The organism is Stenotrophomonas sp. GSD10 (assembly GCF_056172695.1).
The window spans coordinates 2,259,989-2,273,136 of sequence record NZ_JAOCMC010000002.1 but is presented as its reverse complement, the minus strand read 5'-3'; the positions used below and the strand labels follow the sequence as shown (position 1 = coordinate 2,273,136).

Sequence of the window (13,148 nt, the reverse complement as noted above, 5' to 3'; positions counted from 1 at the left end):
GCTGATCATTTCCACTGAAACTGCCCATTCAGGACACTTTCGTTACGGGATCGTTATGCGCCGCACCGGCGGCTGTCCTCCCGTACCACCCCATCGTCCCCAGGAAGCCCATGTCCGCCTCTCCCAAGGCGCTGCGCCCGCGTCCGCTGGTGCTCGCGCTGTCGTCCCTGATGCTGGTCTCGCTGCCGGCCCTCGCGCAGGAAAGCGCACCCACCTCATTGCAGGAAGTAAAGGTCACCGGCTCGCGCATTCCGCGTGCCAGCGTCGAAGGGCCGTCGCCGGTAACGGTGATCAGCCGCGAGCAGATTGACGCGCAGGGCTACCGCAATGCCTTCGACGCGCTCAGTGCGTTGACCGAGAACACCGGCAACGTGCAGGGCGAGGACTTCGGCAATACCTTCACGCCGGCGGCCAATACCATCAACCTTCGCGGCCTGGGGCCCAACCGCACACTGGTGCTGGTCAACGGTCGTCGCCAGTCCGACTACCCGCTGGCCTACGAAGGCTCGGTGAACGTGGTCAACCTGGCCAACATTCCCAGCGCGCTGATCGAGCGCATCGAGGTGCTGGCCGCCGGTGCGTCGGCGGTGTACGGCTCTGACGCCATCGCCGGCGTGGTCAACATCATCCTCAAGGACCGCTTCGACGGTGTGGAAGTCAACGTGCGTGCCGGCGGTACCCAGCGCGGCGGCGGCGACAACCAGCGTGTGCAGGTGGTTGGCGGCGGTTCCGGCGAGCGCTGGGAAGGCGTGTTCGGCTTCGAGTTCGATGTGCGCAAGGCGATCCATGCGCATCAGCGCGACTTCATGGACTCGCTCGACGATGACCCCAGCGGCAAAGCGCCGCAGGCCACTGCGATCGCCTATCGCCGCAATGCCGCCACCGGGCGCAACATCGATCCGGGCGTGAATGGGTGCGACGCCGCCTCGGCCATCTATGGCGGCAGCGTGTTCCGCGCCAACAACCCACGCCAGGGCGCGTACTGCGGCAGCAATGAAGCGGCCGCCAGCTATTGGACCGTGCAGACCCAGAAGCGCAATCTCAATGGCTACGGCCTGCTGACCTTCCACCTGGATGAGCGCACCGATCTGTTCGCCGATCTGGCCGTGGGCAGTGCGCAGATCTACAACAATACGCGCGCGCCCACCTGGACCTCGGCACGCAGTTACTTCTACAACCAGACCACCGGCAACCTGGAAAGCTGGTACCGCCGCTTCGCACCGGAAGAGATTGGCGGCCTGCCGCGCAATGCCAATCGCTTCCTGGAAAATTCGTGGTCGTTCAACGTCGGCGCACGCGGCCAGTTCGGCGACAGTGGCTGGGATTACGAGGCGGTCTACAGCCGCTCGCGCTACGAGAACCGTACCCGTCGCCCGGTGCTGCTGGCCGGCATCAACGAGTACCTGCTCGGCCCCAGGCTGGGCGTGCGCAACGGCGTGGAGGTCTATGCGCCGGATCCGGCGCGCCTGTTCCAACCCTTGACCCCGGACGAATACCAGGGCTTGTCCGGTTATCAGGAGAGCCGCAATGCGGCGTGGCTGCAGACCTTCAGTGCCAGCATCAACGGCCGCCTGTTCGCGCTGCCCGGCGGTGACGCCGCGCTGGCGGCGGTGGTCGAGGCCGGCAGCCAGGGCTACCGCAACCGCCCGGACCCGCGCCTGGGCACCGGGGAGTTCTGGAACACCAGTGCCGGCATCGGTGCCGGCGGTGAGCGCGATCGCTACGCGGCGGGCGTTGAACTGCAACTGCCGTTGCTGCAGTCGCTGACCACCACCCTGGCCGGTCGCTATGACCAGTACCGGGCAGGCGGCGAGCACATCGGCAAGGCGACCTGGAGCGTCGGCGTCGAGTTCCGCCCGGTGGAGAGCCTGCTGATCCGCGGTTCGGCCGCCACCAGTTTCCGTGCGCCGGACATGAACTACGTGTTCGCCACCGAGACCCGCGGCTACAACCCGGGCATGACCGACTACTGGCGCTGCCGTACCGCCGGCCAGTCGTATGACAACTGCGACTACAACGGCCTGTCGATCGATTACAGCAACCGCGCCAATCCGCAGTTGCAGCCGGAGACCGCCAAGTCCTATGGGTTCGGTGTAGTCTGGTCGCCGTTGGCCGGGCTGGATTTCAGTGCTGACTACTATGACATCCGCATCGACAACGAGGTCACCAGCCTCGATACCAGCCGCATCCTGCGTGACGAGGCCGACTGCCGCCTCGGCCGCACGCTGGGCGGCGAGACGCGTGACCTCGGCTCGCCGCTGTGCCAGGACGCGCTGTCACGGGTGATCCGCAATCCGTCCAACGCGACGGTGCAGCCGGACCAGGTGACCCGCGTGCTGATCAACCCGATCAACGCGGCGTCCGAAACGGTGCGCGGCCTGGACCTGAAGGGCAACTGGCGTTTCGACGCCGGTCGCTATGGGCGCTTCACCACGCGCCTGGCCTATACCGTGGTGCTGGACCACACCTACAGGCAGTTCGCCGATGACCCCGAGCGTGACATCCGCAACTCGCTCGACAACTGGCAGTGGCGCAGCAAGGCCAATGGCAGCATCACCTGGAGCCAGGGTGACTGGGCCACCACCCTGTACGGCAACCGCTTCGGCTCGTTGCCCAAGAGTGATGGCAGTGGCCGCATCGCGCCGTACATGACCTACAACGCCAGCGTGTTCCGCCAGTTTGGCGAGAACCTGTCGCTGGGCGTGATCGTCAACAACCTGCGCGATAGCCGCCCGCCGGCGGACAGGAATGGCGGTGGTTGGCCGTTCTATCCGGTCGGCAATTACGACCCGTACGGCCGCCAGTACTGGGTGCAGCTGGACTACCGGTTCCGCTGATCCGGTGGCAAGCGAAAGGCCCGGCATTGCCGGGCTTTTCTTTGTGCGTTGCACCGGCCTGGCGGAAACGAGCGTGGCATGCTGTTGCGCTACACGGAGGAGCAGGCGCATGGATGTCAGGGTGTGGAGTGTGATGGCAGTGGTGGTCCTGGCCGGCTGCAGCGGCAGCCAGGCGGGCAGCGTGGACGAGGCGGCGGAAGTGCCCGGTGCGGCGGCGGTGCGATCCCAGTCGGTCGCAGCCAGCGATGCTGGATCACCGCGTGCGGCAACAGCGACGGCAACGGCAACGGCGGGCGCAACGGCTGCCCACGGGCCCGCGAACGCGGAGGGTCACTTCCTCGAGGGTGAGCGTCTGCTGATGGCTGACGGCGGGGTGTCTGCGCAGAAGAGCGAGGCGGTGTTGGGGTCCGACAAGGCATTCGCGCAGGCGATCGGCCAGTTCGAGCGCGATGCGTCCAGCCGCCCGGAGGTGCAGGACCTGACGGGTCTCTACAAGGACGCTGCGACCCGGCTCATCGGCAGGGATGGCACGCTGGTGTCCTTTGCCTGCGGCTACAGCCTGTGCGTCGGCGAGATCCGCAGCCGTACCGAGGAGGATTTCAGCGCCTGGTCCGAGGCGTTCGGCGTGGACAAGGCGAGCCCGGTCTACAGCCTGACCACCGCACCGATGACGTGGGGCAGGGACCAGCACGGCGGGCGTTTCGTGTTTTCGGTGGACCCGGCCGCCAACGCAATCACGGGCCAGTAGCGGCGCGTTATGGCAGCGCCTGCACCAGGTACGACTCGATGACGTAACTGAAGGGCTGCTGCTGGCGGTCGCGCAACAGGGCGCGCACTTCCAGGATGACGCCGTGGTCGCCCTCACCGCGCGGCGGCCAGAAGGTCTGGTCGGCCAGGGTCTGGCGCTGGAAGCCCAGCGGGCCGACCACGCGGCCGAACGGTTCGTCGGTGCTGTCCAGCACCTGGTTCATGGCCGGGCTGAGGTGACCGGGGAGGTACCAGTTGTCGGCCTCGGACAGCACGCGGCTGCCGCAGACCAGCTGCACGCGGCGGTAGCGCAGGGGCGTATCCGGCTGGGTTGCGCCCAGTGCCCGCAGGACGTCGGCCGGGGCCGGCTTGTCCTGGCCGTGCACCCGCACCGCGCGCACCCGTGCCTGCTCGGCCAGGCCGTGCTCGGCGCACCAGTGCTCCAGGGTGGCCGTTGCACTCTGCCCGGACAGCACGCGCTGGTGCAGCCGCTCGACCAGCGCGGCCGGCGCGATGCGTTGCTGGCCCGGCGGCGTCTGCAGCGGCGCCGCGGCCGCAGCATCGGTGGCGGACAGGCTGGCGATCGGGGCGGCAGCGAGCAGCGACGCGGCCTGCCAGCGGCGGAGACGATCGTGGCGGTCGGACGGGCCCATGCGACATCACAGCGGAAACAGGCGCCTATGGTACCCGTTCAGCGGTGTCCGGGGCGTAGCTGCGATCGGCGGCGGCGGAAGCATTCATTGTTCCTTCGAATGCGTGGCATCCATATATTTCGTTGGCCGATGGCCGCCGTGGCGCGCACGATAGCGGCCATTGCCTTGGCTTTCCCGGGAGTTCCCGATGACTCTGCAGTTCGTCCACGGTGGCGTCGACCGCGATGGCGCACCGCTGCATTTCCATATCCGTGATGGCCGCATCCGCGATCTCAATGGTACCGCGCAGGCCTCCGATGGTGCGGAATGCGTCGATCTGACCGGCTTCAGCGTCCTGCCTGGCCTGGTCGATGGCCATATCCACCTGGACAAGAGCTTTGTCGGTAATCGTTGGCATTCGCATCAACCGGTCAACACGCTGCGCGAGCGGCTGGCGGTGGAAAAGGCTGCACTGGCCACCGCCGCACCGATGGCCGATCGCGCCGAAGCCCTGATCCGCCAGTGCAGCGGTTTCGGCACGGTGGCCATGCGCTGCCACGTCGATGTCGATGGCAGCACCGGCCTGGACCATCTGCAGGCGGTGCGCGAGGCGGCACTGCGCTGCGCCGACATCATGCGCATCCAGCTGGTGGCGTTCCCGCAGGCCGGGGTGATGTCCCGTGCGGGTACGGCGGCGGTACTGGAACAGGCCCTGGCGGCGGGCGTGGAAGTGCTCGGTGGCATCGACCCGACCACGCTGGACGGCGACGCCGAAGGCCAGCTGGCGCTGCTGTTCGGGCTGGCCGAGCGCTATGGGGTGCAGCTGGACATCCATCTGCATGAGCCAGGTGAGACCGGACTGGCCCAGCTGCTGCGCATCGCCGCGCGTACCCTTGCCGCAGGCCTGCAGGGGCGGGTGGCGGTCAGCCATGCGTACGCGCTGGGCGAGGTGCCGTTGGCGCGCGCGCTGCAGGTGGGCGAGGCACTGGCCATGGCCGGCGTTGCGATCATGAGCAATGCACCGGGTGACCATCCGTTCCCTCCGCTGCGCGCGCTGCATGACGCCGGCGTGCGCGTGTTCGCCGGCAACGACAACATCCGCGACTGCTGGTGGCCGTATGGCAATGGCGATCTGCTGCAGCGGGCGATGCTGCTCGGTTACCGCTCCGGGTTCTACACCGACACCGACCTGATGCTGGCGCTGGACATGGTCAGCACCCATGCCGCGCAGGTGATCGGCCTGCCGCAGCATGGCGTGGCCGAAGGCCTGCCGGCGACGTTCGTCGCGGTGCGTGCCGATCATGGCCCGGCTGCCGTGGCCGCAGTGCCGACGGAGCGCCGGGTGGTCGTTGATGGTCGCTGGCTGTAGAACCACGCCATGCGTGGATGCACCGCACAGCGCGATCAGTCCGGTTCGCGCTGCACCTGGCGCCACAGCTCGCTGGCCAGCGCACGCACCGCGTCATCGGCGTCGGCGCGATGCAGCAGGCCGATCTCGTAGTTGTCGATCACCGGCAGGTCGCGTTCTCCATCGATGATGCGGTGCTCGCGGCTGACCGCGCGGCGCGGCAACAGGCTGATGCCGATGCCATCGGCCACCGCGCCCTGGATGCCGCTGAGCGAGGAGCTGGTGAAGGCGATGCGCCAGCGCAGGCCCAGCGCTTCCACCGCGTGGATCATCTCGTCGCGGTACAGCCCGCGCGGTGGGAAGGTGACCAGCGGCAGCGGGTCCTGCTGCAGGCAGCTGCTGCGCAGGCTGTCGATCCAGTGCATCGGTTCGCGCCGGCAATGCACGGCCTGGCGGCTGTTGCGGCGTTGCTTGACCAGCACCAGGTCCAGTTCGCCATGGTCGAAGCCGTGGGCCAGGTCGCGGCTGAGGCCGCTGCTGATTTCCAGCTTGACCTGCGGGTGGCGGCGGCTGAAGGCCGCCAGCATCCGCGTGGTCTGCGCGTTGACGAAGTCCTCCGGCACGCCGATACGGACGGCGGTCTCCACGGTGGCGCCGGCCAGGGCCTGGGCCATTTCCTCGTTCAGGTCGAGCATGCGTCGCGCGTAGCCGAGCAGGGTGTGGCCGGCGTCGGTCGGGTGCACGTCGCGGTGGCCGCGTTCGAGCAGGCGATGCCCGGCCAGTTCCTCCAACCGCCGCACCTTCTGGCTGACCGTGGACTGGGTCGAATGCAGGCGCGTGGCGGCTGTGGTGAAGCTGCCGCAGTCGGCCACCATCACCAGCGCCCGCAGCAGGTCCAGCTCGAACAGGGTTCTATTCGATTTGGCACTGTCTGGCATTTGAACATTTCACTTCTGGATACCCGGGCCGACTTCTACCATGCGGGACAACGACCGGCAATGCCTGGCCATCGCGCGCCGCGCGCGGTGACGGACAGAAGGAGACACCGACATGCGCTTTCATCGTTGCCCTGCCTGGCTGGCGCCATTGCCGCGTGTGCTGCTGTTGTGCCTGCTGGCTCTGGTGACTCCCGCCTGCACCGCCACCTCCAGGGCCGAGGCCGATGGCCATCTGCGAGATGCGGCCAGCCGTGGCGATGCCGAGGCCGTGCGCGAGGCGATCGCACAGGGTGCTGATCTGGAGGCCCGCGACGGGCAGGGGCGCACCGCACTGCTGCTGGCCACCCATGGCAACAACGTGGATGCCGCGCGCGAACTGATCGAGGCCGGGGCCGACGTCAATGCCAAGGATGCGTTGCAGGACAGCGCCTACCTGTATGCCGGCGCGCGTGGCCTCGATGAGATCCTGGTGATGACCCTGGCGCACGGCGCCGACCTGCGCAGCACCAACCGCTACGGCGGCACCGCGCTGATTCCGGCGGCCGAGCGCGGCCACGTCGCCACCGTGCGCACGCTGCTGCGCGCAGGCGTGGCGGTAGATCATGTCAACCGCCTGCACTGGACCGCACTGCTGGAAGCGATCCTGCTCGGCGATGGCGGGCCGCGTCATGTGCAGATCGTGCAGCTGCTGCTGGATGCCGGCGCCGACCCCGAGCTGGCCGATGGCGATGGCGTGACCCCATTGGCCCACGCGCGTCAGCGTGGCTACCCGCAGATTGAAACCCTGCTGCGCCAGCACGGCGCGGCACGCTGAAGTCCGACCCCTTCCACCCCGCACGCTGGGCGTGCCCACCAGGATGCTGTCCATGTTCCGTTCCCGTCCGCTGTCCTTCGCCATTCTTCTTGCTGTTGCACCGCTGTCGGCTGCAGCGGCCGAGCGCGCCGACCTGCTGATCCGCAATGCCACCGTGGTCGATGTCGAGCACGCCCGCAGCCTGGCGGGGCAAAGCGTGGTGATCCGTGGCGAGGACATCATCGCGGTCGGCCCGGACGCGCAGCTGCGCAGCCAATGGAAGGCCACACGCCAGATCGATGCGCAGGGCAAGTACCTGATTCCCGGCCTGTGGGACATGCACGTGCACTTCGGCGGTGGCCCGGCATTGATCGAAGAGAACAAGGCGCTGCTGCCGCTGTATATCGCCCATGGCATCACCACGGTGCGTGACTGCTCCGGCGACCTGCCCGAGCAGGTGCTGCAATGGCGTGGCGAGATCGCCAGGGGCACGCTGTTCGGCCCGCGCCTGCTCAGCTCGGGCGCGAAGATCGAAGGCATCAAGCCGGTCTGGAAGGGCACCATCGAGGTGGGCAGCGAGGCCGACGTCGACCAGGCCATCACCCGCCTGCAGCACGACAAGGTCGATTTCGTGAAGATCACCGACAGCACGCTGAAGCCGGAACTTTTCCTGTACTCGGCCAGCGCTGCGCGCAAGGCGGGCTTCAAGGCCTCCGGCCATATTCCGATGGCACTGACCGTGGAGCAGGCCGTCGACGCCGGTCTGGCCTCGATCGAACACCTGGATTATGCGTTCAAGGCCGGCAGCAAGGACGAGGCGCAGATCGCCGCCGACTTCGGTGCCGGCCGCATCGACCGTGCTGAAGCCAACCGCCGGCTCGACGCCAGTTTCGACCGCGACACCGCGATGCATGCCTATCGTGATTTCGCCAAGCGTGGTGTGTTCGTCACGCCCACGCTCAACGGTGGCCGCATCCTCGACTTCCTCGACCAGGATGACCATGCCGACGATCCGTACCTGGCCTACATCGGCCCGGGCCTGCGCGCGACCTACCAATGGCGCGTGGACCGCGCGGCCAAGGCCACGCCGGCACAGATCGAAGCCCGGCACGCGCAGTACCACCAGGTGGCGGCGGTGCTGCCGCTGCTGCAGGAGGCCGGTGTGACGATCATCGCCGGCACCGATGCCGGCTTCCTCAACTCGTACAATTTTCCGGGCATCGCCCTGCACCAGGAACTGCAGCTGTTCGTGAAGGAGGGCCTGAGCGCACCGCAGGCACTGTCGGCGGCAACCCGTTCCGGCCCGGCCTGGTTCGGCCAGATGGATCGCTACGGCGGCATCGCGCAGGGCAAGGCGGCCGACCTGGTGCTGCTGGCCGCCAATCCGCTGCAGGACATCGCCGCCACCGAGAAGATCGACAGCGTGATCCTGCGCGGCAACGTGTATGACCGTGCGGCGCTGGACAAGATGCTGGCCGAGACCAAGGCCAAGGTGGCCGCGTGGAATGCCGAGGCTGCCAAGGCCAACTGATGGCCCCGGGGTCGGATCCCTTTCGTTCGGAAAGGGATCCGCCCCCTCATCGATTGACGCCCTTGCTTCCGGCACGGGAAGGATCGGGCACGGGCGCCTAGCATGGTGGCCGGTTCCCGTTCGACGCCGTGCATGTCCGTTGCCCCCGCCTGTGTGTTGCCTGCCCCCGAAGCACCGTTGTCGTTGCCGCGCCCATGCGTGGTCATGCTGGGGTTGTGGGCGCTGCTGATCGCCACCGCAGTGCCGGCGGTGCACCTGAGCCAGCAACCGGGTGGCCTGGTGCCAGCGGCGTTGTTCATCTTCGGTGCCGAGCTGCCCTGGATGCTGGCGACGCCAGCGCTGTGGGCGGCCTGCCGGCGCTGGCCCTTGCCGGGGCGGCGCCCTCTGATCGGCTGGTTGTTGCTGGGCCTGCTGCTGACACCGGCATTGACTGCGCTGGGCTGGGGGCTGGGCCATCTGCTGCTGCAGCTGTGGCAGGCGCAGCCGCAGCCGTCGTCGCGCCAGGTGGCGCGAGCGATCGGCATTACCACGTTGTTCGCCTTTCCCACCTTCATCGCCGTGGCCGGTACCGGTCACGGCCTGGCCTGGTTGCAGCGGCTGAACGCGCAATCGCAGGCCCTGCGGCTGGCCCGCGAAGTCGCACTGCGACAGCACCTCCAGCACCATTTCCTGTTCAACGCACTCAATGCCATCGGTGGCCTGGCGCTGCTGCGTCCACTGGCGGCAGACGCGGCCCTGGTGCAACTGTCCTCGTTGCTGCGCGACACACTGCAATGCCCGGCGCAACGTCCGTTGGCGGATGAGCTGGGTGCTGCACAGGATTACGTGGCCCTGCAGTCGCTGTTGCATGACGAGGCGTTGCATCTGCACCTGCAGGCCAGCGCCGAGGCCCTGCACTGGCCCGTACCGGGGCTGCTGCTGCAGCCGCTGATCGAGAACGCAGTGCTGCACAGTGGCTGGCAGGCGGGAGACCGGCAGCTGCAGATCGAGCTGACAGCGGGGGTGCAGGGCAGCGTGCTGGAGGTGGCCGTGTTCAATCCCTGCCTGCGTGCTGCGCGCAACGAAGGCCTCGGCAGTGGCCTGGCCACGCTGCAGCGCCGGTTGGCGATGATCGGTGGCCATCTGCAGGCCGGCCACAGCGGCAGCGGCTACCGGGTCTGCCTGTTCCTGCCGGAACAAGCGGCATGATGCGCCCGTTGAGCGTGCTGCTGGTGGATGACGTGGCATTGGCACGTCACCGCCTGCGTGAGTTGCTGGCGCACATTCCGCAGGTCAGGGTCGATGCTGAAGCGGCCAGCCTGGACCAGGCGCGACAGCGGCTGCTGGGGCGACGCTTCGATCTGTTGCTGCTGGATCTGGTACTGCCCGATGGCCGTGGCTGGGAACTGCCGGCGCAGCAGCCTGCGCTGGCCGCGCACACCATCTTCGTGACGGCGCTGCCACAGCATGCGCTGCAGGCCTTTGAACTGGGGGTGGCCGACTATCTGCTCAAGCCGGTCGCGCTGCCACGACTACAGGAAGCGATCACGCGGGTGCGTCGCCTGACCGGGCTGCTCGACGATGGGCAGGCCAATACGCAGGTGCTGGCCGTGCCGGCCGTGGGGGAACGCAGTACGTACCGTTGGCGCAGATCGACTACATCGACATGGCCGGGCACTATGCGTGCGTTCACGTCGGGCAGCGCCTGCATCTGCTGCGCGAGACGATCGCGCGGTTGGCCGAGCGCCTGGCGCCGGGCGGCCTGCTGCGCGTGCATCGCTCGGTGCTGGTCAATCCGTTGCGCGTGCAGGGCGTGGTCGAGCGCCACAACGGGGATGCGCTGCTTGAGCTGGCCGGGGGCGCGCAGGTACCGGTCAGTCGCAGCTATCGCACCGCCTTGGCCGCAGCTCTGGACGCGCGGCTGAAACACGGTTGAGGCCAGCCGCGGCACGGTTGGCACCATCGACGCTGGTTCCTGCGGTACATGCCGCTCCTTCCGGGCACCCTCTCCCTTTTTGCGGACGAGGGCAGGACATGCGGAAACGGGCGGGGTGGGGATGGTTGCTGTGCGCGCTGGCGATCCCGGCGATGGCCGATGTCCGCGTTGAGGTTGATGACCAGCACGGGCGTGCTGATCGTATTCCGGTGATCAAGGTCGAGGGCCTTGCGGTTGCCGAGACGGTGCGCCTGCGCCTGTCGATGCAGGACAGCCGGGGCCAGCGCTGGCAGTCAGAGGCCCTGCTGCGTGCCGATCTGCGTGGCCAGGTTGATACCACCGGCAGCGGATCGGAGCAGGGCAGCTACCGGGGCATCGATGCGGGCGGGCTGATCTGGTCGATGCAGCCGCAGCAGGGGCGCGCCAGTGCATTGCCGCTGCATTGGCAACGCGCGGCCGATGGCATGGGCTTCCTGCCGCAGACGTTCGAACTGGAAGTGGAGCGGGCCGGTTCGGTCGTGGCACGGCAGACCTTGCAACGTCACCTGATGCTGCCTGGGGTGCGGGTGCAACGGGTCGATATCGGCGGGCGTGAGGCGCATCTGTACCTGCCCGCGGACAGGCCCGCCCGGACACGAGCGCCGGCGCTGGTGACGCTGGGTGGCGCGGAAGGTGGCTTCGAGGGCGGCGACCAGTACGCCGCCTGGTTGGCCAGCAACGGCTACATTGCCGTGTCGATTGCGTGGTATCGCGGGCCCGGTGTGCCCAAGGATCTGATTGACGTGCCGCTGGAGACCATCAGTGATGCGGTGCACTGGCTTCAGCGGCAGCCTGGCGTGGATCCGCAGCGGGTCGGTCTGCTGGGCGGTTCCTGGGGCGGGATTGCAACCATGGCCACCGCCGTCCATCTGCCCACGCTGCGCGCGGCGGTGTCCTGGGTTGGCAGTCCGGCCCCGTTCCGTGGCATTGCGCGGGACGTTGCCCCCGCCGATTTCAGGGCCGTGGATCGCTCACCCCTGAGTTGGCAGGGCAAACCGCTGGCGTGGCTGCCGTATCGGGAGGATGTGGACTGGGGACGGCCGGGGCCGCAGTGGGCGCCGGCATTGCAGGCGGCGATGCTGCCGATCGAAACGATCGCCGCACGGACGCTGTGGGTGGGCGGCGGCGATGACCGCCTGGGCGACTCCGGCGTGATGATGGCCGTTGCCCAGCGTCGGTTGGCCGAAGCAGGGCGAGGTGATCGCGACCGGTTCCTCTACTACCCCGATGCGGGACATCTGATCACGCCGATTCTGCAGCCGAGCTCCCATCGCCATGACGTGGGCCCGTTCCTTGAAGTCGGGGGCACCGCCGAAGGCCATGCGCGCGCCGACCGTGAAGTGGGCCCGGCCGTGCTGGCGTTCCTGGCCGAGGCATTGTGAGCGGGCGCTAACGCGGTGCTGGCCGCATTCCGTGCAGCTGTGGCAGTGCGGCCTTCATCGCATCGATGAAGGCGCGCAGCCGTGGCGGTTGCTGGCGCGCGGCAGGAAACACGACATGGACCGGCAGTGCCGGCGCCTGCCAGTCCGGCAGCAGCTGCACCAGGCGTCCTTGTGCCAGGTCCTCGGCGACCAGCCAGGCCGACACCACGGCCGCGCCCAGCCCGGCGCGCGCGGCCTGCTGCACCACGAACAGGTTGTCGCTGAGCAGCCGTGGGCTGATCGAAAGTGTGTGCGCACGCCCCTGCGCGTCGTGCAGCAGCAGGCGTTCGCGGTAGTAGGTGACCAGCGAGATCCACGGCAGGGACTGCGCCTGTTCCGGCGTACTCACCGCAGTGTCCTGCACCAGCGACGGCGCCGCTACGACGATGCGCGGCACCTCGGCCAGTGGCAACGCCACCATGCGCGGTTCGTCCACCGGGCCCACCCGCACCGCGCAGTCGATGCCTTCTGCGATGAAGTCTGGGCGCCGGTCTTCCAGGATCCACTCCAGGCTCAGCTGTGGATGCCGGGCGAGGAAGGCCAGCATGGTCGGCAGCAGCTGCGCCTGGCCGAAGGCGTGCGGCACCATCACCCGCAGGCGTCCGCGCAGCGTTTCTGGTTCGCCCTGGAGTTCGGCCTGCAGCGACTCCCATTCGTCAACCACGCGTTGCGCATGGCGCTGGCAGCGCAGGCCATCTTCGGTCAGCTGCAGGCCGTGGGTGGAGCGCTGCAGCAGGCGCAGGCCCAGCTGCCGCTCCAGCGCCTGCAGGCGGCGGCTGACGGTGGGCTGGGTGGTACCCAACTGCACGGCCGCGGCCGACAGGCTGCCGGCATCGACGATGCGCAGGAAGGTACGTAGCAGGTCCAGGCGATCGGCGCCGGTGGCGAGGTCGGTCATGCGCGGAGCGTATGAAAGGTATGCGAATCATCCTACTACAGACGTTGGA

General features: G+C 68.2%; 11 protein-coding genes and 1 pseudogene. 9 read left to right on the top strand and 3 right to left on the bottom strand.

Annotation, left to right across the window (positions count from 1 at the left end; genetic code table 11):
• Positions 1-110 precede the first annotated feature (110 nt).
• Entirely contained in the window at positions 111-2,837 is a 2,727-nt protein-coding gene (locus tag N4G47_RS10750) for a TonB-dependent receptor plug domain-containing protein (RefSeq protein WP_475287027.1), read from the top strand.
• A 109-nt stretch (positions 2,838-2,946) separates the two neighbouring features.
• Positions 2,947-3,585 carry a hypothetical protein gene (locus N4G47_RS10745; RefSeq protein ID WP_475287025.1) on the top strand — a complete coding sequence of 213 codons (639 nt, stop codon included), beginning with the start codon at positions 2,947-2,949 and terminating at the stop codon, positions 3,583-3,585.
• Positions 3,586-3,592: 7 nt separating this feature from the next.
• On the opposite strand, the gene N4G47_RS10740 is transcribed toward N4G47_RS10745, so the two are convergent.
• Complete coding sequence (locus N4G47_RS10740; RefSeq protein ID WP_475287023.1) at positions 3,593-4,237, bottom strand: hypothetical protein; 645 nt, start codon at positions 4,235-4,237, stop codon at positions 3,593-3,595.
• A gap of 187 nt (positions 4,238-4,424) precedes the next feature.
• Here N4G47_RS10740 and N4G47_RS10735 point away from each other — a divergent pair, with 187 nt between their 5' ends.
• Positions 4,425-5,585: an amidohydrolase family protein gene (locus N4G47_RS10735; protein ID WP_475287021.1), complete on the top strand. Its 1,161-nt coding sequence runs from the start codon at positions 4,425-4,427 to the stop codon at positions 5,583-5,585.
• 35 nt (positions 5,586-5,620) lie between these two features.
• On the opposite strand, the gene N4G47_RS10730 is transcribed toward N4G47_RS10735, so the two are convergent.
• Complete coding sequence (locus tag N4G47_RS10730; protein WP_475287020.1) at positions 5,621-6,502, bottom strand: LysR substrate-binding domain-containing protein; 882 nt, start codon at positions 6,500-6,502, stop codon at positions 5,621-5,623.
• Positions 6,503-6,614: 112 nt separating this feature from the next.
• Here N4G47_RS10730 and N4G47_RS10725 point away from each other — a divergent pair, with 112 nt between their 5' ends.
• The 6 genes and pseudogenes from N4G47_RS10725 to N4G47_RS10700 all read left to right on the top strand — a co-directional run bounded on the left by N4G47_RS10725 (position 6,615) and on the right by N4G47_RS10700 (position 12,162).
• Positions 6,615-7,316 (top strand): ankyrin repeat domain-containing protein, encoded by a 702-nt coding sequence (locus tag N4G47_RS10725; RefSeq protein WP_475287018.1) that lies wholly within the window; start codon positions 6,615-6,617, stop codon positions 7,314-7,316.
• A 52-nt stretch (positions 7,317-7,368) separates the two neighbouring features.
• Complete coding sequence (locus N4G47_RS10720) at positions 7,369-8,826, top strand: amidohydrolase family protein (protein ID WP_475287016.1); 1,458 nt, start codon at positions 7,369-7,371, stop codon at positions 8,824-8,826.
• Positions 8,827-8,958: 132 nt separating this feature from the next.
• Complete coding sequence (locus tag N4G47_RS10715; RefSeq protein ID WP_475287014.1) at positions 8,959-10,014, top strand: sensor histidine kinase; 1,056 nt, start codon at positions 8,959-8,961, stop codon at positions 10,012-10,014.
• Positions 10,011-10,292: pseudogene (locus N4G47_RS10710) on the top strand (response regulator); the annotation flags it as partial. The gene N4G47_RS10715 and the pseudogene N4G47_RS10710, both read left to right, overlap by 4 nt.
• Before the next feature lie 155 nt (positions 10,293-10,447).
• Entirely contained in the window at positions 10,448-10,741 is a 294-nt protein-coding gene (locus N4G47_RS10705; protein WP_475287012.1) for a LytTR family DNA-binding domain-containing protein, read from the top strand.
• Positions 10,742-10,839: 98 nt separating this feature from the next.
• Entirely contained in the window at positions 10,840-12,162 is a 1,323-nt protein-coding gene (locus N4G47_RS10700; protein WP_475287010.1) for an acyl-CoA thioesterase/BAAT N-terminal domain-containing protein, read from the top strand.
• 7 nt (positions 12,163-12,169) lie between these two features.
• Here the strand turns inward: N4G47_RS10700 and N4G47_RS10695 are convergent, their stop codons facing one another.
• Complete coding sequence (locus N4G47_RS10695; RefSeq protein WP_475287009.1) at positions 12,170-13,099, bottom strand: LysR family transcriptional regulator; 930 nt, start codon at positions 13,097-13,099, stop codon at positions 12,170-12,172.
• Between the last annotated feature and the right edge of the window lie 49 nt (positions 13,100-13,148).